This is a genomic window from Caproiciproducens sp. LBM24188, from assembly GCF_054130445.1.
In genome coordinates this window covers 968,235-989,969 of sequence record NZ_CP196862.1, presented here as the reverse complement: position 1 = coordinate 989,969, position 21,735 = coordinate 968,235, and the positions used below count along the sequence as shown (strand labels likewise).

General features: G+C 47.7%; 21 protein-coding genes and 1 tRNA gene. 8 read left to right on the top strand and 14 right to left on the bottom strand.

The genetic code is table 11. The features are described from left to right. Positions 1–307: 307 nt before the first annotated feature. The 7 genes from ACSVDI_RS04670 to ACSVDI_RS04640 all read right to left on the bottom strand — a co-directional run bounded on the left by ACSVDI_RS04670 (position 308) and on the right by ACSVDI_RS04640 (position 5,108). A complete protein-coding gene (locus tag ACSVDI_RS04670) occupies positions 308–490 on the bottom strand; it encodes a hypothetical protein (protein WP_457945139.1) in 183 nt (60 codons plus the stop codon). 15 nt (positions 491–505) lie between these two features. Further along, positions 506–850 carry a cysteine hydrolase family protein gene (locus ACSVDI_RS04665; RefSeq protein WP_457945137.1) on the bottom strand — a complete coding sequence of 115 codons (345 nt, stop codon included), beginning with the start codon at positions 848–850 and terminating at the stop codon, positions 506–508. 45 nt (positions 851–895) lie between these two features. Beyond that, entirely contained in the window at positions 896–1,951 is a 1,056-nt protein-coding gene (locus ACSVDI_RS04660; RefSeq protein ID WP_457945135.1) for a DUF4097 family beta strand repeat-containing protein, read from the bottom strand. Next, entirely contained in the window at positions 1,944–2,267 is a 324-nt protein-coding gene (locus tag ACSVDI_RS04655; protein ID WP_457945134.1) for a PadR family transcriptional regulator, read from the bottom strand. Before ACSVDI_RS04655 ends, ACSVDI_RS04660 begins: the two co-directional genes overlap by 8 nt. Before the next feature lie 132 nt (positions 2,268–2,399). After that, positions 2,400–3,377 (bottom strand): glycosyltransferase family 2 protein, encoded by a 978-nt coding sequence (locus ACSVDI_RS04650; protein ID WP_457945132.1) that lies wholly within the window; start codon positions 3,375–3,377, stop codon positions 2,400–2,402. Between the two features lie 248 nt (positions 3,378–3,625). Further along, positions 3,626–4,243: a dihydroxyacetone kinase transcriptional activator DhaS gene (gene dhaS, locus ACSVDI_RS04645; protein ID WP_457945130.1), complete on the bottom strand. Its 618-nt coding sequence runs from the start codon at positions 4,241–4,243 to the stop codon at positions 3,626–3,628. 61 nt (positions 4,244–4,304) lie between these two features. Next, the gene (locus ACSVDI_RS04640) at positions 4,305–5,108 is read right to left on the bottom strand and encodes an AraC family transcriptional regulator (RefSeq protein ID WP_457945128.1); all 804 of its coding nucleotides are present in this window, start codon (positions 5,106–5,108) and stop codon (positions 4,305–4,307) included. Between the two features lie 204 nt (positions 5,109–5,312). On the opposite strand from ACSVDI_RS04640, the gene ACSVDI_RS04635 reads away from it, so the two are divergent. After that, positions 5,313–7,079 carry an ABC transporter ATP-binding protein gene (locus tag ACSVDI_RS04635; RefSeq protein WP_457945126.1) on the top strand — a complete coding sequence of 589 codons (1,767 nt, stop codon included), beginning with the start codon at positions 5,313–5,315 and terminating at the stop codon, positions 7,077–7,079. After that, complete coding sequence (locus ACSVDI_RS04630) at positions 7,069–8,853, top strand: ABC transporter ATP-binding protein (protein WP_457945124.1); 1,785 nt, start codon at positions 7,069–7,071, stop codon at positions 8,851–8,853. Before ACSVDI_RS04635 ends, ACSVDI_RS04630 begins: the two co-directional genes overlap by 11 nt. 66 nt (positions 8,854–8,919) lie before the next feature. Here ACSVDI_RS04630 and ACSVDI_RS04625 read toward each other — a convergent pair whose 3' ends face one another. The 4 genes from ACSVDI_RS04625 to ACSVDI_RS04610 all read right to left on the bottom strand — a co-directional run bounded on the left by ACSVDI_RS04625 (position 8,920) and on the right by ACSVDI_RS04610 (position 13,246). Continuing rightward, positions 8,920–9,759 carry a P-loop NTPase gene (locus ACSVDI_RS04625; protein WP_457945122.1) on the bottom strand — a complete coding sequence of 280 codons (840 nt, stop codon included), beginning with the start codon at positions 9,757–9,759 and terminating at the stop codon, positions 8,920–8,922. A 108-nt stretch (positions 9,760–9,867) separates the two neighbouring features. After that, entirely contained in the window at positions 9,868–10,830 is a 963-nt protein-coding gene (locus tag ACSVDI_RS04620; RefSeq protein WP_457945120.1) for an NAD(P)H-dependent glycerol-3-phosphate dehydrogenase, read from the bottom strand. Positions 10,831–11,124: 294 nt separating this feature from the next. Next, positions 11,125–12,576, bottom strand: coding sequence for an ATP-binding protein (locus tag ACSVDI_RS04615; RefSeq protein ID WP_457945118.1), 1,452 nt, complete (start codon positions 12,574–12,576; stop codon positions 11,125–11,127). Continuing rightward, the gene (locus ACSVDI_RS04610; RefSeq protein WP_457945117.1) at positions 12,554–13,246 is read right to left on the bottom strand and encodes a response regulator transcription factor; all 693 of its coding nucleotides are present in this window, start codon (positions 13,244–13,246) and stop codon (positions 12,554–12,556) included. Before ACSVDI_RS04610 ends, ACSVDI_RS04615 begins: the two co-directional genes overlap by 23 nt. A 426-nt stretch (positions 13,247–13,672) precedes the next feature. On the opposite strand from ACSVDI_RS04610, the gene ACSVDI_RS04605 reads away from it, so the two are divergent. After that, the gene (locus ACSVDI_RS04605) at positions 13,673–15,397 is read left to right on the top strand and encodes a HAMP domain-containing methyl-accepting chemotaxis protein (RefSeq protein WP_457945116.1); all 1,725 of its coding nucleotides are present in this window, start codon (positions 13,673–13,675) and stop codon (positions 15,395–15,397) included. A 217-nt stretch (positions 15,398–15,614) separates the two neighbouring features. Here the strand turns inward: ACSVDI_RS04605 and cysK are convergent, their stop codons facing one another. After that, positions 15,615–16,541: a cysteine synthase A gene (gene cysK / locus ACSVDI_RS04600; protein WP_457945114.1), complete on the bottom strand. Its 927-nt coding sequence runs from the start codon at positions 16,539–16,541 to the stop codon at positions 15,615–15,617. A 427-nt stretch (positions 16,542–16,968) separates the two neighbouring features. On the opposite strand from cysK, the gene ACSVDI_RS04595 reads away from it, so the two are divergent. Further along, positions 16,969–17,385, top strand: a complete 417-nt coding sequence (locus ACSVDI_RS04595; RefSeq protein WP_457945113.1) for a YjdF family protein — start codon at positions 16,969–16,971, stop codon at positions 17,383–17,385. Positions 17,386–17,401: 16 nt separating this feature from the next. Here the strand turns inward: ACSVDI_RS04595 and ACSVDI_RS04590 are convergent, their stop codons facing one another. Further along, positions 17,402–17,722 carry a putative heavy metal-binding protein gene (locus ACSVDI_RS04590; RefSeq protein WP_457945111.1) on the bottom strand — a complete coding sequence of 107 codons (321 nt, stop codon included), beginning with the start codon at positions 17,720–17,722 and terminating at the stop codon, positions 17,402–17,404. A 212-nt stretch (positions 17,723–17,934) separates the two neighbouring features. Between ACSVDI_RS04590 and ACSVDI_RS04585 the strand changes: the two genes are divergently transcribed. The 4 genes from ACSVDI_RS04585 (at position 17,935) to ACSVDI_RS04570 (ending at position 20,792) form a co-directional block, all read left to right on the top strand. Next, positions 17,935–18,010: transfer RNA gene (locus ACSVDI_RS04585), tRNA-Ala, on the top strand. A gap of 253 nt (positions 18,011–18,263) precedes the next feature. Beyond that, complete coding sequence (gene mauJ / locus ACSVDI_RS04580) at positions 18,264–19,124, top strand: methylamine utilization protein MauJ (protein ID WP_457945109.1); 861 nt, start codon at positions 18,264–18,266, stop codon at positions 19,122–19,124. A 172-nt stretch (positions 19,125–19,296) separates the two neighbouring features. Beyond that, positions 19,297–19,515, top strand: a complete 219-nt coding sequence (locus ACSVDI_RS04575) for a hypothetical protein (RefSeq protein WP_457945108.1) — start codon at positions 19,297–19,299, stop codon at positions 19,513–19,515. 89 nt (positions 19,516–19,604) lie between these two features. Then, positions 19,605–20,792 carry an IS256 family transposase gene (locus tag ACSVDI_RS04570; protein ID WP_457945106.1) on the top strand — a complete coding sequence of 396 codons (1,188 nt, stop codon included), beginning with the start codon at positions 19,605–19,607 and terminating at the stop codon, positions 20,790–20,792. A 90-nt stretch (positions 20,793–20,882) separates the two neighbouring features. Here the strand turns inward: ACSVDI_RS04570 and ACSVDI_RS04565 are convergent, their stop codons facing one another. After that, complete coding sequence (locus ACSVDI_RS04565; RefSeq protein ID WP_457945104.1) at positions 20,883–21,725, bottom strand: HAD hydrolase family protein; 843 nt, start codon at positions 21,723–21,725, stop codon at positions 20,883–20,885. Positions 21,726–21,735: the final 10 nt, after the last annotated feature.

Sequence of the window (21,735 nt, the reverse complement as noted above, 5' to 3'; positions counted from 1 at the left end):
TTGGTATGGTTTCAGATTCGATTCATATGCCGATTTCCCAGCGAAATTTCTGTTCTGGGGAATCAGTGTTATTATAACATGCGCTCCGGTTTTCTTCAAGGAAAAGTCCGCCCACGCCCCACTTGCCAGAAATGCTCCGTGTGTTGGTTCTTTTCCCGCCTTGTCTGATTAAAAAATAATGCCATCTCCCGAAGCATCGGAAAACGGCATCATAAAAATCTTTTCTATGGTCTGAAAACTGCAAAGGGATTCATTTCATCATCGGCTTTTTCATATTCGACTTCTAATATAACTTTCTTTCGCTGTTTCAATTCGATTCGCCTTGCCGATGGATAACCTTAATCTGAATTCCTTCCATAACATCCAGAGCCTTTTCATTCATCGCTTCATCATTGCTCGCTGTGCAGGCAGCGTCTACGATAATCTGCGCATCAGGCAGAGCCGCCTTTGCCAGCACGGCATTGGAAATTACACAGATGTTGGACACCAAGCCGACCAGTTCAACCTATTCATAGCCCCGCTCTTTCAAATACTCCGCAAGAGCCAGCGAACCGAAGGTACCCTTTTCAAAACGACAATCCGTTTCCCAGATTTGCTTTGCTGTTTCTCCAAATAGGTTCCATCCATCGGTATCTCGGACACAATGAACAATAGGAAGATTTCTGCCTTCCTGGGTTTCTAAATAATTTTCTGCGTGCGTATCCAGCGTGACAATGACATCACCGCCGGAAGAACGGTATTCCTGAATTTTGGCAGCAATCACTTTGTCGAGCGTTTCTGCCCCTGGAAAACCGAGGCTTCCGGTGACAAAATCCTTTTGATAGTCTACAACAATTAATGCCTTTTTCATAAGCTGCCACCTTTCCAGTTTTTTCAAATTCAGATATAAAAATTATTAATCGACAAAATCAATGCGGATACTTGCGTTGCTGGTGTCCGCAAAAAGGCGTTTGCTGCCGCCCTGACGGCTGCCCGGGGTACAGCTTCCGTTGCTGGTATCGGTGTGAATGGTATAGTCCTCTTCCCGGCCCACAATGCTGCCGCGAATTCCGCCATTGCTGGTTTCCAGCTCAATGTCCGGTGCGTTTAGCTTCTGCAGGGAAATTTCTGCGTTGCTGGTGTCGGCGTTCACTTTCGAAGCGGTCACGTCGGTAAACACAATCCGCCCGTTGCTGTTGTTCGCCGAAATCCGTTCTGCCTGAACATCGGAAAGCAAAACTTTCCCGTTGCTGGTGGAGCAGGTCAGCACCGTGGCGTGCGACAAATTCTCTGCCGAAATTGTGCCGTTGCTGGTACTCAGGTAGACTTCCCCTGCGTAGCTTTCCGGCACGCTCACGGTAACTCGGCTTTGAGGATCCCAGTCAAAGAAATCGAACGTGTGAAACCCGCCCTGACTGTGGTTAATCAGCTTCATAACGCCGTTCGTATTGGTGTAAGTAAACTGATCCTGTTTGGAAGACTGATAGGTCAGGCAGATCGAATCACCTTCCACGCGTTCCACCGATATTTCCTTGTCCCTCACGTCAATATAAATGCACTTTGTTTCCGCCGCCAAAGCCATTTCCGTCTTGGTTTCCAATGGCTCCGAGCCCCTTCCGCTGTTTTGATTTTGGGAATTCCAGGCAAACCCGTAGGACTCCGCTGCTGTGCTGGACGTTCTAAGAGAGTTGAAACAAATTCCGGCGATAATGAGCACGGCGAAAATACTGGCCACCACAATACCGGCAATCCGATTTGCACTGTAACGCTTCCGGTTCGGGTTCTCCGCCAAAATCTTCTGCGCCAGAAGGAAGACGTCCCCCAATTCGGCGACGGCCTGTTCCTCCGTCTGGCCATTTTCCACCTTATCGTCAATCATCTCACGATAATATTCAATGACGGTTTTTTGCTCGCTTTTAGGCAGTTTCCGAATCAACGACCGAAGTTTTCTTAAATACTGCTCTTTATTCATATGATTCGTGTTCCTCCTGCAAAATGAAATCGTGCATTTGCTCCAGTTCCTTCCACTCCTCGAGAAAATCAGCCAGTCTCTGCCGCCCCAGCGGAGTGATTCGGTAATACTTTCTCAAACGCCCGTTATGAGCCATGGAATAAGTGGAGAGGCATCGGTTCGCTTCCAGTCGTTTCAAAATCGGGTACAGTGTCGATTCCGAGATTTCGATACAGCTGGAAAGGTCTTTCATAATCTGGTATCCGTAGGAATCCCTTCGCTGGATAACCGCCAGAACGCACACGTCGAGCAGACCTTTTTTGATCTGTATATCCAATGGAAATACCCCCCATTGGATTATATTGTATATAACATAGTATGGGCTGTCAATTATTTTTCTAATAAAAATAATAAAGAATAATTATAAAAAAACGGCAACCCGCCCAAACGAGCAGTTTGCCGTATCACCTTATTTTGCCTTGTACAGCCACGGGAAAAACTGCCACAGCTTTACACGTCGTTTCAGCGCAGGGGACGTGTGTCGGCCCGTTACCAGCAGCTTGTCGTAGCCGCCGGCGCGCAGGACCGCGCGCACGGCGTTATACTGTGCACCTTCCCGGAGCATGATGTCCACTCCGTCCATAATCGTCTGCGGAATCTTATTCTGCTCCAGCAGTGCGGTCAGCTCCGGGTCCTCCTGGCTGCCGGCTTTCACGTGGTCAAGAATACGAAGCATTGCATCGGTATGCTGAAAAATTGCTTTTCCAATCGCCTTTTGCTTGCCGCGCTTCAGTTCCATACTGACATCCCGTTTAAGGACCGTGGGCGACTGTGCGATGGAATTCGCCGAAAGGAGGCAACGGTACACGAACTCTTCCGCGTAACCGTGTTCGCAATGGTCAAAAAAGCGGATCCGCTTTCCCAGAATCATGCTCCGTCTGACCAGAATAGCAGAAATATCAACCGGCAGCATTCCACGCAGAATCTTTTTCATGGATTCGATTCCGTTTTCCTGCTGCAGCGGCCTGCCGAGCAGCCTGCGCTCCGCGGCCGCGGAGTCCGCTTCCGTCACACTTCCGTAGATAAAGTCCGCCGATGTACGCGCCGCTGTATCGAGGTATCCATGAATAAAATTTCGGTAAAGGCGGCGGGCGAAAATAAAAGTAATATATTCCCCGCCAGACTTCTGCATTCCGGTATTCAGCGCGGCCGAAACGGCGCCGTCTCCGTTTTGGATGACGAACCCGCGCAGCTTCTGCTCTTTAATGGTTTGAACGGCTTCCAGTACCGTCTGGTCGGTGGAACCCATATCTACAATAATAAATTCCGTTTCATGCCCCGCCGTCTGCGCTGCCACGGAACTTAATATGCCCTGAATTTCCCGTTCAATATTGCGAACCGGAATAATAATAGATAGCTCCGTCAGCTGCATTGCCGTCAACCTCATTTCCACTTTCTTCTTTTCCCATACTGCTTTTCCAAAGGTGAAATCCAAATTGGAAACCATAGAATCATATTTAAGATTATATCATATTATAACCAAATTTAAACGCCAAAATTGAACAGATTAACGAATTCCAACCACTTTCTTTTGTTTAAAATAACATTAAAACTCGTCCGTTTTTCGCCAGAAATTTACAAAAAACACCTGATGCGGTCACCGCAATCAGGTGTTTTTCCTTCTATTCCGTTTTCTTACGCTTCCGGCAAATCGGCCGGATTGGGAAAACAATCTTCCAATGGTGTAAAAAAATTAACGTTATGAATCAGGTAAGACATTCTGCGAATGATTTCCTCCGGCGGCTGCCGCATTCCGCCGCGTGCCCACTGCACGGTAATTCCAACAATTCCGTACGCGAAGAACTCCGCAATAAAATCTTTATCCTCCTGCGGAATCATTTTCAAATCACTCATCCGCCCGTCCGAATCCGTATTCTCCGCAATAAAGTCCAAAATCCCAAGTAGCCGCTGCTTGGTCATTTCAAAAAAATAGTCTTGAAACGCATTTTGGCCGGTCACACTGAGTGCATTCATGTAGAAGTGCTTTTCCTTTTGCATGTCTGTGAGCACTTCCAGCATGACTCCGCTCCAGCTGAGCGGATTGCTGTTATGTACCACGGCGGTAACCACTTCGTTGTAGTAAATCCAATTTACAAGGTCATATTTGTCCTTGAAATGGTAATAAAACGTCTGGCGGTTAATCCCGCAGTGTTCCGTAATATCCGAGACCGAAATTTTCTGCAGGTCCTTCTTTTTCATCAGTTCCTTAATGGAACTGGCAATCGCCTTTTTTGTAATCAGAGAATCCGACATGCCGACCCTCCGCATAAAAAAAATTAAATTAATTATATTCCTAAATTTTACAATTTACAAGCTACTGCTTGGCAATATAGTTGCTGCGGTACTGGGAGGGCGTGACCCCAAAACAGACCTTAAATGCGCGGTAAAAGGTGCGCATGCTTTCAAAACCGGAATTCATCGCGACATCAATTAGCGGGACCTTCGTTTCCGTCAGCAGGCTAGCTGCGTGCCGGGAGCGCAGCGTATTAACGTATTCGGTCAGGCTGCATCCGAACAAGGTGCTGAAAATATGGGAAAACCGGTACTTACTGTAGCCAAAGTAGTGTGCAAGGAGGTCCAGCGATACCGGCGCCAAATAATTGTTTTGCAGATATTTCAGAATTTCCCGCGACAGGGAATCGTTTTTCTCCGCGGTTTCCTGCAGGCCAACACTGTTGATGAGCAGTCCAAAAATCACATAAACATACCCCTTGATGATGTTGACGTTTTCCTCCGTGCACTCCCGGTAAAGCAGAATCTGTTCCATACAGTGCAGAATTTCACGGTTCACCAAGGGGTCTTGGCATACGCATTTTTGAAAAATCTTTTTCTCCAGCACAGCTTCGTAAGCTGGAAGAAAGTCCAGCGGAACAATCAGCAAAATGCACTGGCTGGGAAACTGGCGGCTGAAGCTGTGCACGGCGTAGCTGGAGAAAATCAGGACCTCACCCGGGTCGACCAGATATGGCTTGCCATCCACAGAGGCCTGAAGATTTCCTTCCAAAACATAAGTCAGTTCCACACTGCTGTGGAAATGCGGTCTGCAGTGAACATTCCGCTCTTCCCAAAACGACGGGTAAGGCAGGTTGTCACGGTATGTTTCATAGAATTCCAGCATGAATGGTGCATCCTCCAATCCAGCAATTTTTGTCACTAAAATGTGAACAGATGACACGAAATAATTTTCTAAATTTACTATAATCCTTTGGTATGCAGAGCGCAAGAATAAAATCCATTTTTCTCCGCAGATTACAGCAAAATCAGGCAGAACATCTCAGAAAAAATTGAGGAAATGATGGGGGTGGATGTCACGGGTGACAACATGTTCAAGCTAAAGTGGCTATGGAAGTATATGGGCAAAAAGCGCCCTTTGTTCGTAATTGGGCTGATTCTTTCGGGAATCACCTCTTCCATGCTGATTATCAATCCAATGCTTTCCCAAAAACTGATTGATGAAGTAATTACGCCACACAACACAGAAAAGCTGCTGCCGATTCTCGGTGCCATGATGATCGTACAGATTGTACGGCTGACGATGCGTTATATTATGATCGTCTGCCTGGAGCAAAACAGCCAGTGTATGCTGGATGACGTGCGGCGCCGAATGTATGAAGTGATTCAAAATCAAGATTACGTTTTTTACGGGCGAATCCGCACCGGCGACCTCATGACGCGCATGACCAACGACCTGGATTTGGTCAGGCACACCACCGCGTGGATTTCCTACAACGTGGTGGATTCCATTGTAATTTTTGCGGTGACTCTCTGCTATCTGCTCACAGTAAATGTTACGTTTACGCTGTGCCTTGCCGCTATTACGCCGTTCATCCTGCTGATTACGCGAATGTTCTCCAAAATCATCAGTCCGATGTTCGTGCAGCTGCGCCAAAAGCTCTCCGAATTAAACACCGTGGCACAGGAAAACATTGCGGGAAACCGGGTGGTGAAAGCCTTTGCGGCGGAGGAATTTGAAAAGCAGAAGTTCGAGGAAAAAAACGCGGAATTCCGTAAGATGAACCTGCAAACCACGTACGTCGGGGTTCGGTTTCAGCCGCTGATTGACTTGCTTTCCAATTCGCTGACGGTCATTACGATTTTGGTCGGCGGCATTTTTATGATTCATGGAAAGCTGACCGCGGGCGAACTGCTGGCGTTTTCCTCCCTGACCTGGGCGCTTGCCAACCCGCTGCGCAACCTGGGTATGCTCATTAACGACATTCAGCGGTTCTTCGCCTCGTGCGAAATGATTATTGAAATTTTCTATGCGCAGCCTACCATCGTAAACCGCAGCCATGCCAAGCCCGCCGCAGGCCGCCTGAAGGGCGATTTGGAATTCCGGAACGTGAGCTTTAAAACTGGCGGAAACGTTTTGCTGGACCACGTGAACTTCCGCATTGGCGCGGGCAAAACACTCGGTATTATGGGAACCACCGGTGCGGGCAAAACCACACTGGCCAATATGATTACCCGGTTTTACGATGCAACGGAGGGCGAGGTACTGGTAGATGGAAAAAATGTGCAGGATCTGACGCTCTCTTCTCTGCGTGACTCCATCGGCGTGGCAATGCAGGACGTTTTCCTCTATTCAGACACAGTGGAAGGAAACATTGCCTATGGGAACGAAAACCTGCCGATGGAAGAAGTGGTGAAGTATGCCGCCGCGGCCGACGCGGACGGCTTCATCACCCATATGCAGGACGGGTACGACACCTTAATCGGCGAGCGTGGCGTGGGTCTTTCCGGCGGGCAGCGGCAGCGCATCTCCCTGGCACGCGCGCTGGCCGTCAAGCCGTCCATTCTGATTCTGGACGACACCACATCCGCAGTGGATATGGAAACGGAACAGTACATACAAAAACAGCTGCGGCATCTGGATTTCCCCTGCACCAAAATCATTATTGCACAGCGTGTTTCCTCAGTGCAGGATGCAGACAGCATCCTGATTCTGGATCAGGGCCGCATTGTAGAACAGGGAACCCATAAAGAGCTGCTTAAAAAGCGCGGCTACTACTACCGTATCTGGGCGCTGCAAAACAGCGTGGACTCCACGGAAGCTGCACCGGAAGGAGGGATTTCCATTGGCGCGTAACAAGTATGATGTAGATGAAGATTTGGAATCCCCATTTAATTTTGAAAATTTAAAAAAATGCATGGTTTATGTTGCCCGGTATAAAAAGCAGATGATCGGTGCACTGGTCTTCAGCGCCATCGGCAGTATTGTGGGTCTGACCGGCCCGATGCTGCTGCAGAAAGCAACCGACATTGCCATTCCCCACAAGGACGTAGGTTACCTCATCCGTCTCAGCGTTCTGCTGGCACTGACCATTCTGGTAAATATCGGGTTTAATACCATACGCACCGTCATTGTGGCAAAGGTCGGACAGAATATCGTGCACGACATTCGAAAAGACCTGTTTGACCACCTGCAGGTACTGCCCTTTTCTTATTACGACAACCGGCCGCACGGAAAAATTCTGGTGCGTGTTGTCCATTACGTCAACGCAGTATCCGACGCGCTGAGCAACGGCATTCTGAACTTCATCATTGAAATCATCAATATTATCTTTATTATCATCTTCATGTTTCAGGTCAGCGTGCCGCTGGCGGCAATTACGGTTGCCGGGATGCCAGTTGTTGCCGTGTTTATCTGGATCATCAAGCCGCGGCAGCGCAAGGCCTGGCAGGCGGTTTCCAACAAAAACTCCAACGTCAATGCGTTTGTACAGGAATCCATTGAAGGCTCCCGGGTTACACAGGCGTTTGACCGACAGGAAACCAACATGGGCATTCTGAACCGGCTGCTGGAAAAACGCTACCACACCTGGATGAATGCCATTTACATTTCAAACACCGTGTGGTTTTCGGTGGAAACCGTTTCCCAAATCGTCTTTTCTCTGGTTTATATCGCGGGCGCCTACTGGCTGAACCCGATGGCCTCCTTCGGCGTTTTGCTTGCCATGGGCACCTACGCTTCACGCTTCTGGCAGCCGATTATCAACCTTGCCAACATCTACAACAATTTTATTAACGCAGTTTCCTACCTGGAGCGCATTTTTGAAACCATGAACGAGCCGGCAGTGATTGAAGACAAACCGGGCGCGCAGGAACTTCCTCCCATTGTTGGGGAAGTCCGTTTTGACTCCGTCAGCTTCGGCTATGAACCCGGCCAGAAAATTCTGAAAAATGTAAGCTTTGAGGCAAAGCCCGGGGAAAGCATTGCCATTGTGGGGCCGACTGGCGCGGGCAAAACCACCATTGTGAACCTGATTAGCCGCTTTTACAACATTGAGGAGGGTCAGGTGCTGATTGACGGCCACAACGTGATGGACGTGACGCTGCATTCGCTGCGCAGCCAAATGGGCATCATGTTGCAGGACAGCTTCATTTTCTCCGGCACCATTGCCGACAACATCCGTTACGCGAAGCAGGATGCAACGGATGAGGAAGTCATTCGGGCCGCGAAAGCGCTGCACGCGGACGACTTTATCTGCAAACTGCGAAACGGCTACAACACCGTGGTCAAAGAGCGCGGCGGCGGGCTTTCCCAGGGGCAGAAGCAGCTGCTGGCATTTGCGCGCACACTGCTGGCTGACCCGAAAATTCTGGTGCTGGACGAGGCAACCTCATCCATTGACACCGCCACCGAACAGTTGGTGCAGCAGGGCATTAACATGCTTTTGAAGGGGCGTACGTCATTTATCATTGCGCATCGGCTGTCCACCATCAAAAGCTGCAGCCGTATTATGTACATTGACGACGGCCGCATTATGGAAAGCGGAACCCACGAGGAACTGATGGCACAGAAAGGCTATTACTACCGCCTGTATATGGCGCAGTACGACAGCGCCCGCGCAAGTGCGTAACCGTTACCGCAGCCATAAAGCGACCCCCGGCAGCAATCGCTGCCGGGGGTCGCTTTATGCTGTCTTTTATTTCGAGAACTGCTCGACCGCAGTGGCGGCATCTTCCAGCCAAGGGGCGTTTGCAAGCTCTGCCAGACCAACGTCGAAGTTTTTCGCCAGACCCGAGTCAAACGGACACTTTCCAAGCACCTTTAAATTGAACTTTGCGGCGATTTCGTCCACGTGACTTTCGCCGAATACCTGAATTGTCTTTCCGCAGTCCGGGCATTTAACATAGCTCATATTCTCCACAATGCCGATGATTGGCACATTCATCATTTTCGCCATGTTAACCGCCTTGGAAACGATCATGGAAACCAGTTCCTGCGGAGAGGTTACGATGATTATGCCGTCCAGCGGAATGCTTTGGAACACGGTAAGCGGCACATCTCCGGTTCCCGGAGGCATATCGACAAACAGATAATCCACATCGTTCCAGATTACATCCGTCCAGAACTGTTTGACCATGTTGGCAATCATGGGGCCGCGCCAGACAACCGGAGTGCTTTCGTCATCCAGCAGCAAATTGACGGACATGACGTCAATCCCCGTGCCGGAAGCCACCGGAATCATGCCGGCCTCGCTGCCCATAGCCTTTTCCTTAATGCCGAACGCTTTCGGAATGGAAGGCCCGGTTACGTCGGCGTCCAGAATTGCGGTATGGCTGCCGCGGCGGTTCAGCAGCACCGCCATCATGCTGGTCACCATGCTTTTGCCGACACCGCCCTTGCCGCTGACAATTCCAATCACCTTGCCGATTTTGCTCATCGGATTCGGCTTTTCAATAAAATCTTGCGGGGAAGCTTTTTTAGAAGGACAGTTTTCGCCGCAAGTACTGCAGTCATGTGTGCAGTTTTCTTCGCTCATATCCATACATCCTTTTACTAATATACTGTAAATACTACTTTGGTAACATTGGTATCATTCACACCATCGGCGCAAAACCAACAGAAATGGATGGTTTCACCGGAACTCCTATTGCCGGAATTCCATTTTCAGGCTGCGCAGAAACAGGTCAGAAAGAACTCGGTTCGGATCGTTTCCTCCGTTAATCACCGAATCCACCGCTTTGCAGATTGGAAGTTCCTCCCCGTACTGCGCGCCAAGACGCAGCAAGGCAGTCGTGGTGGCCACGCCCTCTGCCAGTTCGCCGTAAGGTTCCCCACGCACAAAAAGCTCACCGAACCGACGGTTATGGCTGTACGGGGAAAATACGGTTGCTTCATAATCGCCCAAATGACCCAACCCATAGGCGGTCAATTCGTTTCCACCCATCGCACGGATCAGCCGGGCAATTTCACGCGTTCCGCGGGACATCAGCGCGCCCTTCAGCGCAGTCTTGTTCAGGCCGTCCAGCATACCGGCGGCAATCCCGATTACATTTTTTGCAGCGGCGCCGACTTCGTTCCCAAGCAGATCGGTACCGTAATAAAAACGAATCAGGTCGCTGGAAAAGGCCTTCACCAGCTTTTGCTTAACCGCGTCGCTGTTGCTGTCAATTACCATGCAGTTTGGAATTCCACGGACAAAATTCTGAACATGACCCGGCCCGACCCAGATTGCGGTTGGCACGCCGGGCAGGTACTCTGCCGTAATCTCTGTAAGCCGCTTTCCGGTTTCCGCTTCCAGCCCCTTCATGCAGAGCACAATGGTTTTCCCATCCATCGCAAGCCCGGAAAGCTGTTTCATCAGCGCGCGCAGGCTTTGGGCGCCGATGGAAATTACCAGAATTTCTCCAAAGGAAACGGCTTCCTCCAATCGGCTGGTCAGGCGCACGGAATCCTCCAGCGTAACCAGGCCGTTGGTGCGGGTTTTCTGAAACGCGGCCAGATGTTCGGAACCCTCCCGGCCGTAAAGCATGACCCAATGGCCAAGGCGGTTCAGGTACCATGCCAGAAAGCTGCCCCACCTTCCGCAGCCAAGCACGGCAATATTCATAACAGCACCTCCGATAGCAATATGACGCGAGCCATAGTTTCACTCGCCGAAAACGTTACGCCACACGGCAGATTCTCAAAATGATATCAGCCAAAGCCAATTTTATTATTATACCACAGAAATGCCGGCCCATGAACTCCCATTTTAAAATTGATCGGTGGAATATCGTCAGCCGCAGTGATTTTTCCCGCTGCATTCCCCGTGAGCATGGTCCTTGTGACCGCAGGTGCCCGCCTGGTCGTTCAGGGTACCGACCGCACAGGCAAGGGCGGCTTCCCGTACACTGCCAGGACTTTATTCTTCCACAATGTCCAATTCAAACCAGAACACGCTGCCCACGCCTTCCTGACTGCTGACGCCGTATGCCCCGCCGTGCATGTCAAGAATCGTTTTCACAATGGACAGTCCCAAGCCGGTGCCAATCTGCGCGCGCTTATGTTCTTTGTCTACCTTATAATACCGGTCCCAAATATCGTTTAGTTTATCCTGCGGAATGCCCTCTCCCGTGTCGCGGACCTCCACACGTACTTTTCCGTCGTGAACAATCTGGCGGATATCTACCACCTTGTCAGGGCCGGTGTAAGTAATCGCGTTGTTCACAAGGTTGTAAAACACCTGCGATATTTTCAGCTCGTCTCCGCATACCGTAACGTCGCAATCCGCGGAGAACGTAATATTGTAATCGGTCAGCTTGGAATACCGAAGCAGAATTGTGCGAAGGCTCTGCGTAAGGTTGAAGTTTTCCCGAAGATATGTCTGTGTGCCCGACTGCAGTTTGGAAAGATCTAGCATATCGTTCACTAGCGTGGTCAGGCGGGTTGCCTCATCAATAATAATTTGGACGTTTTCCGGCGTGTTTTCTCCCGGCAGGTCGCGCATGACCTCGCTGTACCCGGTAATCATGGTCAGCGGCGTGCGCAGATCGTGGGAAACATTCGCAATAAGGTCGCGGCGCAGGGTTTCCGTGCGGGAAAGCTCGGATGCCGCGTAGTTCATGGTATGCGCCAGTTCCGCTACCTCGCGGTATCCCTTTTCTTCGAAGGTTACGTCGTAATCGCCGTGCGCAAGCCTTCCGGCGGTCTGGTTAATCCGGACAATCGGCTGGGAAATGTGGCGCGCCAGAATAACGGCAAGCACAAGCGCCAAAATCAACATAATCACCGTAATGTATGTCAGTTGCACGCGTAGCGTATTCACCGTAGCGGTAACCGGCGAAATATTGGAAGTTAAAAGGAACATGAGTTTCGTTCCGTCCGATTTTACCGCTGTACGGGCATAGAGAATGGTTTCCGGCTCCGCCATGCGGCCGTCCCGCTGCGGGCCGCCCATCCCCGGCCCACCGTGCTGGGAACGCTCCAGGTAAGTACCGCCCTGCGATTCGGCCACGTCGTACACCTGCGTAAGGTACAAGGGGCTGTTAACCCGGCTAAAACGCTCCGCAATTCCGGTCGGCATGGCAAAAAACTTGTAGAGGATCTGCCCCTTTTCGTTGGTCACCATAATGTTGATCTGCGTATTCTGGCAGATGCTGTTTACCGTATCGATAAAATCATCTGAATTCATCGTTTCCACCAGGCTTTCCGCAGAACTCCTGATTTCATTGGTTTTAATGAATTTATAAAAGTTGTCCAGAAAGACCACCTGAAACATCCAGAGCAAGACCAGAATCAGCAGGGTGAAAATGGCAAATCCGCCGAAAATGCGCCACTTAATTCCGATCCGTTTAAGCAGGTCCCTGTGTTTCAAACCGATACCCCACCCCTCTTAACGTTACAATAAACCGGCTGTAATCCTTTAGGCTTTTACGGAGCAGTTTAATATGGGTGTCCAGCGTGCGGTCATCGCCGTAAAAGTCATAGCCCCACACGTTCGTAATCAGCTTTTCCCGCGTCAGCGCGATATTTTTGTTTTTCACCATATAAAACAAAAGGTCATATTCCTTCGGCGAAAGCTCCACTTTTTCCCCGTCCACCGTAACTATCCGCCCGGTAAAATCAATCGTTAGCCCGTCAAAGCGAACCACTTCATTTTGATTTTCTTCATTGGAAGCACTGGAGCGCTTAATAATCGCATTAATCCGCATCATTAGTTCTTTAGGAGAAAACGGTTTTACCACGTAGTCATCAATACCAAGCTCAAATCCGTGGATTTTGTCGTATTCCTCGCCCCTTGCGCTGAGCATCAGCACCGGCGTGGAGGAATATTTCCGGATTTCCTTCACGGCGGAAAAGCCGTCCAGTTCCGGCATCATAACATCCATAATAATAATGTCAAAGTCATGGGGCCGTTCGCGGCAAATCTGCACTGCTTCCATGCCGTCGCCGGCCTGGATTACCGTATGTCCCTCAAAAACCGCATATTTTTTAATCAGTTCCCGAATTCTCTGTTCATCGTCAACTACTAAGATCTGATACATCGTGTTGCCCCTCTTTAAGCCATTTTCGTTTTATTATAGCTTATTTTAAGGTGCAATTGTGAAAACTCTGTGATATTCTGATGATTTTCCGCACAATAAAGTATTTCTATTCTGTATTGCAACTCCATATGCAAGAATCAAATTGTAATCAAACCGCCGCAAATTAAAAGCTGCAGCTATTTATTTTTCGTGCTACAAAAGCTTTGCTTTTGTAAAAATAAATCATGTATTTTATTAGATATAAATATAAATTATAATTTGTTCCAATCTTTCATGGAAATAATTTCCCGTTATTAATCTGGTATTATTAAAGTCGATAAAATATTAGTAAGATGATGCACTTTATTGCAAAGTAGAAAGGAGAATGAATCAAAGCTTAAACTGCTAAAGCCCTAACAAAATAAATGATGAAAGTGAGAATGAAAATTGAAGAAACTTGAAAACATGAAAATCGCCAAAAGATTACTTGCCTCGTTTCTGCTCGTATCCATTATCGCCGCAATCATCGGTGGAATCGGAATCTTCGGCATAAGCAGTCTAAAAGCCTCTGAATCGGACATGTACGAACGCCGCCTAGTGTCCATGAAGTACATCATCAATGTGACCAATAGTATCGCAAATATTCAGGCGGCAACGCGTGATGCACTGCTGAACAAAGACAAACCCGACATATTCAGCAGTGACAAACAGGCCTTTGAAAAATACGACAAAAAGTATAAAGAGAACAGCGCCCAGTTGATTGCCACTATCAACGACAATAGCTGGAAAGAAAAGCTGGAATCAGCCCAGCAAACATACGAGCAAGATTTTGCGCTGCAGATCAAACAGGTTTTTGAAAAAGCGCAGAGTGATGAAACAGCTGCAATGGCCAGTCTGGATCAGTCCCATACAGCACATAATGCTCTGGCCAACCTGTACACGGAATTTTTGGATTATCGTCTAAGCACTGCCGCCAACCAAAATACAGCGGACAATAATATGGCGTTGCTGCTTACCATATTGGCGGTTTCCGCTACCATAATCGGATTTGGCATTTCTATTTTGCTGGGCATTCGGATTTCTCGTTCCATTGGCAAACCAGTAGCGGAGCTCGCCTATGTTGCAAAAGAATTTTCCGAAAGCGGTAAGCTGGACCTGGCGATCGAATACCGCTCCAACAACGAACTTGGGCAGCTGTCCGAATCCTTCCGGTCGGTGTTCCAACAGCTAAAAACTATTATTCGCGAAGTTTCCGAAAACCTGACGGATGTTTCGCGGGGGAATCTGAACCTGGAACCCCTGCAGGTTTATAAAGGGGATTTCGCTCCGATTTCAGTTGCCATGAACCACATTGTCGATGAACTGAACGATACTTTTACCATTATTAAAACATCGGCGGAACAGGTTGACAGCGGCTCTTCCCAAATTTCAAACGGGGCACAGGAACTTGCGCAGGGCTCTACAGAGCAGGCCAGTGCAGTAGAAGAACTCTCGGCCTCTATTTCTGAAATTGCGGAAAAAATCCACGAAAATTCAGCAAATGTCATAAATGTCTCTGAAAACATGGAAGAGGTCGCCATCGAAGTAGAAAACAGCAACCGGCAGATGCAGCAGATGGTTAATGCTATGAACGACATTCATTTGTCGTCGAGCGAAATCAGTAAAATCAATAAGGTCATCGACGACATTGCATTCCAGACCAACATTCTTGCACTGAATGCCGCCGTGGAGGCCGCCCGCGCCGGTTCCGCAGGAAAAGGCTTCGCTGTTGTAGCCGATGAGGTTCGCAATTTGGCCAGCAAATCCGCAGACGCGGCCAAACAGACCACACAGTTGATTGAAGCGTCCATTCAGAAAGTAAATGACGGCACCGTAATCGCAGACAGCACCGCAAAAGCATTGGAATCCGTTACGGAAAAAATGGAAAAGGTAGGCCAGACCGTCGAGAAAATCAGACAGGCTTCCTTGGCTCAGTCGGATGCTGTGGCTCAGATTAACCAAGGCATTGAACAGGTTTCTTCTGTGGTACAGACCAACTCTGCCACGGCAGAGGAAAGCGCCGCGGCAAGCGAAGAACTTTCTGCCCAGGCCGAAATGCTTTACAATCAGGTAAGCGGCTTTCAGCTTAGGAATCGTTCCGCCCAGCAAGAAGATTGCGAAAGTATGGCATAACAGGCAGCACAAGGGCTCCAAAAATTTTCGGCGGCCTTCCCGCTGAATCTGCTGTTCTGGGAGCATGAATGCTATTGAAACTGCATTGGAAAGCAGCAGCCATACCGAGCGAAACGGCTCTTTCATCCACCACATTTCCCAACAAAACAAGCAGGAGCTCCGAAAAAACGGAACTCCTGCTTGTTAATTTAAATCTGATTTTGTTTTGTTCCTTAAATCAGTCAAAAACGCCGGTGGAAAGATAGCGCTCCCCGGTATCCGGAAGCAGAGCAACAATCAGCTTGCCCTTATTTTCCGGGCGCAGTGCCAGCTGGGTTGCGGCAAACGAAGCGGCGCCTGAGGAAATGCCCACCAAAAGGCCCTCGGTTCTCGCAATTTCCTTCGTGGTGGCAAACGCGTCCTCGTTGGCAACGGCGATCACTTCGTCCAGCACACCGGTGTTCAGAACGCTGGGGATAAATCCCGCACCGATTCCTTGGATTTTGTGGGGGCCGGCCTTGCCCTGTGAAATCACTGGGGATGTGGCAGGTTCCACACCAACAATCTTTACCTTCGGATTGTATTTCTTCAGGACTTCACCCACACCGGTGATGGTTCCTCCGGTGCCGATCCCGGCGACGAAAATATCCACTTTTCCGTCCGTGTCCTTCCAAATTTCCTCCGCTGTGGTAGCGCGGTGAATTGCGGGGTTGGCAGGATTTACAAACTGGCCGGGAATGAAGGAATTCGGAATCTCTTTGGCCAGCTGGTCGGCTTTTTCAATGGCGCCCCTCATGCCCTTGGCACCTTCTGTCAAAACCAGTTCCGCACCCAGCGCGGCAACCAGCCTGCGGCGTTCCAGGCTCATGGTTTCCGGCATGGTAAGAATCAGGCGGTATCCCTTCGCCGCGGCAACGAACGCCAGGCCAACGCCGGTATTGCCACTGGTTGGCTCAATAATCGTGGTATCCTTATTAATCAGGCCTTTTTCTTCCGCATCTTTAATCAGCGCATAGCCAACACGATCTTTGACGGAAGAAAGCGGATTAAAATATTCCAGCTTCGCGACCAGTGTCGCCTGAAGCTCATGCTTCTTTTCATAATTAGACAGTTCCAACAACGGGGTATTTCCGATCAAATCGGTAAGATTCTTATAAATTGACATAACAGCCACTCCTCTACGATTACTATATTTTAATAGATGTAATTCCGTTTAAAAATCGGGTTTTCGGTTTATGTTATCAATAATAGGTCGTAAACATCGTTTGGAAATACGGAAAAAGCACAATTCACCACGAAAGAAGTTTACCTGCACCGACATTCCTGCCCTTCTAATTCATACTATTATTATATGAATTCTTTTATAATGCTATTATATGCCTGCTATCAGCAATTGTCAATATGTCTCTTTTTATTTTTCAGCTGAATTTCGGTTTAAAAAGGCATCTTGTCAAACTAGCCGGATTTTACTAAAATAAAAGCGCAAGATAAAAACACGGCCCGGTTGGTAGTCCGGGCGCGGAGAGTTTTCTTCGTCAGTAACCTGCCTCCTGGTTGTCCGTTCTTGACTGTATGTTTTAGGAGGAAAAGCCATGGAAACATGGGCGGCGCTGACGGTTTATTTTGAGGACCCCTTCTGGGTGGGTGTGTATGAACGGAAAAGCGGACCGAAGCTGGAAGTCAGCCGTATTATTTTCGGCGCGGAGCCGAAGGATTATACGGTTTATGATTTCCTCCTGCGCAACTGGAACCGGCTGTCCTTCAGCCCTCCCGTAGCGGACCCCGATCCCTTGCAGAAAAAGGAAAACCCGAAACGCGTTCAGCGGGAAATCCGGGCACAACTTTCGCGGCAGGGAATCGGAACCAAAGCGCAGATGGCGCTGAAGCTTCAGCAGGAAAACGCCAAAGCAAGCGCAAAACTGCGGCGGCGGGAAAAATGTGAGTTGGAAAAGCAGCAAAAATATGAACTCAGGCGTCGAAAGCAAAAAGAGAAGCACAGGGGCAGGTAAAATCTGCCCCTGTGCTTTACTCGTAGCGCACCGCTGTGCCGGAGGCCGTAACCATCAGCATACCATTATTGGCACCGAGCACCTCGTAATCCACATCGACTCCAACAACCGCGTTTGCTCCCGTTTGGAAGGCACGCTGCGTCATTTCCCCAATCGCATTTTGACGTGCCTGAATCAGTTCTTCCTCATACGTTTGCGAGCGCCCGCCAAAAAAATTGGACAGCCCCGCGGCAAAGTCCTTCACGAAATCGACTCCCGAAATGACTTCCCCGAACACAATTCCCTTGTACTCAACGATTTTTTTGCCCTCAATGCTTGGTGTCGTTGTAATAATCATGGCTGAAGGTACCTCCTAACATTTATAATTTCTATTTTACCATGAACAGGAAATACTGCAATAGAAACATCCATTCAGTTTTTATGTTGCATCAGTAAAAAATTAAAAAAACAGTTGAAATTGTGATTTTGTCGTGGTATAATAAGCGACGTTGCGAGATTCGCAGATGCGAAAAACTCGTCGTTTTATAATCTTCGCTAAAATGAATAAATGGGCCTGTAGCTCAGCTGGGAGAGCGTTCGGTTCGCATCCGAGAGGTCAAGGGTTCAAATCCCTCCAGGTCCACCATGCAAGAGAAAATCTGTGATCAGATTTTCTCTTTTTTGTTTTTATCCTGGACATGCAAGCACCTTGTATTTGATCTTGCTGTTTTCTCTTCTATCATATGGGGACTTACAAATTGTTATTTATTTTGCTATAATATATGTAATAATTTTCTAAAATCAAAACTTTGCAATCATGTAAAACTCATTCAGTGGCAGGTTAATAGCAATCATACAGAATTAGTTGTTGTGAAACGTTAGCGAATAGTGGTGAATTTATGATTGAAAATAGTTTTGATAAGCATATAAAATATTACATTGAGATGCCAGGCACAATATCCGATAGCATTGGAAGTGTTAAAATTGATAATAAATTTATACTTATACCAGTTGAACCTATATGTTCATGGAGTTTAATGCCATATGAGAAAGTCTCACAACCGACCTTTGCGGAAGTCGTATTTTACGCAAACTGCCTGGCTTATGAACATGAACTGCCAACTTCTATATATTCAGTTAATAAAAAGCCTTTTATTAAACCAATTATAGGTAATAACAGTTATATCGGTAGAAGCTACGATATAATAACACAAGCGTATGAATTTATTAATGATATAAAGTTTGGCTTTGGAAATGTAGTATTTAGATATTCTGATTCTGATAAAGAAGTAGACATACAATACAGCATTAAGTATAAAAAAGTTGCAAGAGAATTGAGCTTATACGCAACTGCACTTAGGCAATTAGACCCATTATCCGAGTTTTTATGTTATTATAGAATAATTGAATTTATTACAGGTGATAACGGGAAGAACTGGATCGAAGCAAATATTACTAGAATAAATAACTATAATTTTGGCTTTTTAGAGCTTAGAAACATAAATTCTTTAAATAGTAAACGTAAAACCAACCTCTTCTCAATTTACCGAAGAAAAGCAATGATTCAGATAAATAACATAAATAAAAAGTATCCAGGAAAGTTGACTCATTATCTTTATAACCAAAATAGATGCGGAGTTGCCCATGGTAAGGATAATATTATTGAATATGATTTCAATTATAATGTTACAGAAATATCAAAAGATAATTATATAATGAAATTATTATCACGTTTAGCAATTGAAGACAAAATACTATAATTCAAATTTACTAAGATATTTATGACACAAGCAAATGTAAAATTATTTCAATTGCCCATTAATGCGGAAAAGCATGATTGCAACTGATGCAGTATACTTTTCGTTTAAGGACATCCATGAAAAGATTGATTGTCTTACTGGTCTTTTCTGCAGCACATAAAGGAGGAAAAAAATGAAACTCATTGTTCATGACTTACCGGAAGAACAAGTGAAACTTATTTTGCCGCAAAACGGCAATACGCGGCTCATCGGAGATGACGGTACCATTCATCCTTGCATTGGCTGCTTTGGATGCTGGGTCAAAACCCCGGCGCAGTGTGTGATTCGGGACAATTATGGAGATATGGGAAAATTTCTTTCAAAATGCGAGAAATTGGATAGAGTACAATAAAGTTCGCAATTTCGCGAAGGTATAGAAAAGCCATTGGGACTCCGATAAAATGAATGGTATCGAGACATTCAAAGAAGGAGTTGGCCCCAATGACTCAAGGAAAGAATAACACAGATCTTACGGAATTGCTACTGAAATGTATGGCGGAGCCCGACCCGATGCTCAGTATGCTGGAATGGCTCTGCGCTCAACTGATGGAGGCGGAGGTTTCCGGCCTTGTAGGAGCGGAAAAGAATGCGCATAATCCGTCTCGAAGCGACTACCGCTGCGGATATCGCCCCCGGCGGCTGGATACTCGCGTAGGGACGATGTATCTCATGGTGCCAAAGCTGCGCAGTCAGGGATACATCCCTTTCTTTGTCACGGAACGCAAACGCAGCGAGGCGGCGCTGGTACAGGTTATTCAGGAGGCATTCGTGCAGGGCGTGTCCACACGGAAGATGGAAAAGTTGGCTCACAGTCTGGGGATAGAGAACCTCTCCCGCAGTCAGGTCAGTGAGATGACAAAAGGGCTCAATGAACAGGTACAGGAATTTCGCAACCGTTCTCTGACGGATACTCGTTATCCTGTCATTTGGACGGATGCCCTGTACGAAAAAGTCCGTATGGATGGCCGTGTCGTCAGCATGGCGGTGATGGTTGTCTGTGGCGTAAACGAGCAAGGACACAGGGACATTCTCGCCGTAGAACCGATGCTGGATGAATCCAAAGAGAGCTATTCCCAGTTGTTTCAAAGTCTTTTGGATCGCGGTTTGAAAACGCCGCTGCTGGTGGTTTCCGATGCGAACAAAGGGCTGATTGCCGCCATCCGAGAAAGTTTTCCCGGCGCATCCTGGCAGCGCTGCAAAGTGCATTTCATGCGAAATATTCTGGCTCATATACCGCAGAAAGAAAAAGAATCCTTTGCAGCCCAACTAAAAGAAATCTGGCTGGCACCTTCTCTCCAATTAGCCCAACAGCGCGCAAAGCAGTTGTCGGAGCAATATGGGAAGCGGTTTCCCAAGGCAATCGAGCTTCTGGAAGATGGGCTGGAGGACTCACTGGCTTTCTATGCATTCCCCGAGCTTGATGCCCGTAAAATTTCATCGACCAATATGCTGGAACGGCTGAACAAGGAAATCCGGCGCAGAACCAACGTCGTTGGGATATTTCCAAACAACGATTCCTACTTGCGGCTGGTAACAACATATCTCATGGAATACGCTGAAGATTGGTCCGTTTCCAGAGCATATTTGAATCCTAAATCGATTCAGACACTTCTGCTAAACGCAGCTTAATTTATTTCGTGGAGCCCCTAAATTGCGAACTTCTCTTGACATAGCCTATTTTTGCTTTCTATGTAATCTGCCGGTTTCCTTTTGCAAACGTTAAACGAGTGATAGGGCATATTTTTCAATCGCCACGGCAGCGCCGTCTTCCGTATTGCGCAGGGTGATGTTTTTCACGGCCTTTTTTACGCAGTCGCAGGCGTTTCCCATTGCGATGCCTAATCCACAGGCCTGCAGTGCTTCAATATCATTTTCACTGTCGCCGATTGCCATCACATTCTGCATCTTAATTTCAGCGCCTTTTCGGCAAAGGTAGCGGCACAGTCCCAAAATGCCAGCCGCTTTTGATGTTCCTGCATTCATGATTTCCATCCCGGAACCTGCATCAACCAAAGCAAATTGCGAACTGCGGGAAAGGGCTTCCCACACTTTCCCCTTCAAATCGGGCGGCATCGTTGGAATGTTGATTTTTTCAGCTCCATCCAGCATTTTCTCTGCACAGGAAATCAAATTTTCAACCCCAATCCCAATCCGCTCAAGGACTTCGACATGAAATGGATTGAGCGAATAATCGGAAAGATGCGAAAATTTTGTTTGTTCCATATAGATTTTTCCATGATACCAGACTTCAACCCATAAATCTGCGGGAAGACTCTGTAAAACCGATATGATATTAGGGACGGGAATCGCATTGGAATAGATGATTTCTTTTTTCTTCAAGTCATAAACCAAGGAACCGTTTGAGGTTATGGCGAAATTAATGCCGGGAAGAGACGTTACAGCGGTCGGTAAAACGGTGACAATTCTTCCGCTGGAAGGAACCACCATAATATTTCGTGCGACCGCCCTGCCGATTGCTTGTTTGGTCCTTTGAGTAATGCTCTTATGGTCATTAAGCAAAACAGTCCCATCCATATCCAACGCGATTAATTTTAATTTCAAGCAAATCACC

Bases quoted from the DNA above. Each gene is read 5' to 3' on its own strand.
- ACSVDI_RS04665 (WP_457945137.1), bottom strand. From the start codon at position 850: ATGAAAAAGGCATTAATTGTTGTAGACTATCAAAAGGATTTTGTCACC.
- ACSVDI_RS04660 (WP_457945135.1), bottom strand. From the start codon at position 1,951: ATGAATAAAGAGCAGTATTTAAGAAAACTTCGGTCGTTGATTCGGAAA.
- ACSVDI_RS04650 (WP_457945132.1), bottom strand. From the start codon at position 3,377: ATGAGGTTGACGGCAATGCAGCTGACGGAGCTATCTATTATTATTCCG.
- dhaS (WP_457945130.1), bottom strand. From the start codon at position 4,243: ATGTCGGATTCTCTGATTACAAAAAAGGCGATTGCCAGTTCCATTAAG.
- ACSVDI_RS04640 (WP_457945128.1), bottom strand. From the start codon at position 5,108: ATGCTGGAATTCTATGAAACATACCGTGACAACCTGCCTTACCCGTCG.
- ACSVDI_RS04635 (WP_457945126.1), top strand. From the start codon at position 5,313: ATGTTCAAGCTAAAGTGGCTATGGAAGTATATGGGCAAAAAGCGCCCT.
- ACSVDI_RS04625 (WP_457945122.1), bottom strand. From the start codon at position 9,759: ATGAGCGAAGAAAACTGCACACATGACTGCAGTACTTGCGGCGAAAAC.
- ACSVDI_RS04620 (WP_457945120.1), bottom strand. From the start codon at position 10,830: ATGAATATTGCCGTGCTTGGCTGCGGAAGGTGGGGCAGCTTTCTGGCA.
- ACSVDI_RS04610 (WP_457945117.1), bottom strand. From the start codon at position 13,246: ATGTATCAGATCTTAGTAGTTGACGATGAACAGAGAATTCGGGAACTG.
- cysK (WP_457945114.1), bottom strand. From the start codon at position 16,541: ATGTCAATTTATAAGAATCTTACCGATTTGATCGGAAATACCCCGTTG.
- ACSVDI_RS04595 (WP_457945113.1), top strand. From the start codon at position 16,969: ATGGAAACATGGGCGGCGCTGACGGTTTATTTTGAGGACCCCTTCTGG.
- ACSVDI_RS04590 (WP_457945111.1), bottom strand. From the start codon at position 17,722: ATGATTATTACAACGACACCAAGCATTGAGGGCAAAAAAATCGTTGAG.
- mauJ (WP_457945109.1), top strand. From the start codon at position 18,264: ATGATTGAAAATAGTTTTGATAAGCATATAAAATATTACATTGAGATG.
- ACSVDI_RS04575 (WP_457945108.1), top strand. From the start codon at position 19,297: ATGAAACTCATTGTTCATGACTTACCGGAAGAACAAGTGAAACTTATT.
- ACSVDI_RS04570 (WP_457945106.1), top strand. From the start codon at position 19,605: ATGACTCAAGGAAAGAATAACACAGATCTTACGGAATTGCTACTGAAA.